Genomic DNA, 1,320 nt, shown 5'->3' with positions numbered 1-1,320 from the left:
CAGAGTAGAAACCGGGTTTCTGTGTATGTCACTCACCCGCAAAGCACTGTCAACCTCATCGTGGAAATGTTGTCTTATGGAGACTGGGAATAGATTCTGACTTCCTAATATTATCTAACTTCATCCGAATTTTATATTATCTTCATCTGAACTTTATAAAATTTTCTCGGTATTTTTACAGACAAGAACCTTATTGTGCAAGGCTTTTACTTAAAATACCTGGTTTATTCTACTTATCTCTACTGGCTAATTTAAAGATTGTGTAAATCTTTGAAATTGCTATTGACAAACGGGGGGGGGTAAATGGCATGATTGATTGTAATAAAGGAATCGGAGATAACTGCAACATCTACTCACAAGTTCAATCAGATTATAAATAATTGCCGGAGTTAAATCCATTGATTGATATGAATCGAGCATCAAGGATGCACTGACAAGTTCAATAAGTCCGAATGTCAACTTTTAGTGTTTTAAGGAACTGAGAAACATGTCTACTTCAACTCTGCTGAAATCTTTATCAATTGCCGCCGCTGGCACCGCTGCATTTATCGCACTGGGCAGTACCGGGTCAGCACAAGCCCTAACGATAAACTACAGTGGTAGTGGCTTTAGTATCCCTGATGGTAATCCCACTGGTGTCAGCAGCAATATCGTTGTCTCCGATAATTTGAACATCAGCGATATCACAGTCACCCTGAATAATCTCAACCATACCTGGATCGGAGATTTAGTCGCAACTCTGACCAATGTGACAACCAACACAACCGTTAGTCTGTTTAATCGGGTGGGGCGAGTTGGCTCAGGGATAGGTGACAGCAGTAACTTTGGTGGGACTTACAGTTTCAATAGTGCATTTACTGGAAATCTCTGGACAACGGCTGCGGGACTTAATGGTAGTCAAAATATCCCTAGCGGGAATTACTTCCCCACTGGTGCAAATAGTGCCGCGATTGCCTCTCCCTCACTTACAGCCTTCAATGGTGAGTTATCTCAGGGAACATGGCAACTGAGGATTTCTGACAACGCAGGCGGAGATACTGGTCCCCTTGGTAGTTGGAATTTGAGTGTGACTGGTCAACCTGTCCCTGAACCGGGTTCTGTCCTTGGTTTGTTAGCGATGGGCGCAATGGGTGCTGGTTCTACTTTAATGCGCAAAAAGGGACAAAAATCTGAGGATAATCACCTCAATTAGGATTCCCTAATCCTCTAAACCTACAACTCACTGATGCTAAGAAACCCGACTTCTTGAAGAAGTCGGGTTTCTGGGCGTGAATTTACCACTTTTCTAAGCACAACCGCCTCTAAGCACAACCGCCAGGG

The 1,320-nt window shown here is 43.2% G+C and carries 1 protein-coding gene; it reads left to right on the top strand.

The window, feature by feature from the left end:
- Window positions 1-487: 487 nt before the first annotated feature.
- Window positions 488-1,192, top strand: a complete 705-nt coding sequence (locus NJ959_RS29650) for a proprotein convertase P-domain-containing protein (RefSeq protein ID WP_254015349.1) — start codon at window positions 488-490, stop codon at window positions 1,190-1,192.
- Window positions 1,193-1,320: the final 128 nt, after the last annotated feature.

This window comes from Limnofasciculus baicalensis BBK-W-15 (genome assembly GCF_024178385.1).
GTDB lineage: Bacteria > Cyanobacteriota > Cyanobacteriia > Cyanobacteriales > Coleofasciculaceae > Limnofasciculus > Limnofasciculus baicalensis.
The sequence above is the reverse complement of the archived record's forward strand: the minus strand, read 5'-3'. Positions and strand labels throughout refer to the sequence as shown.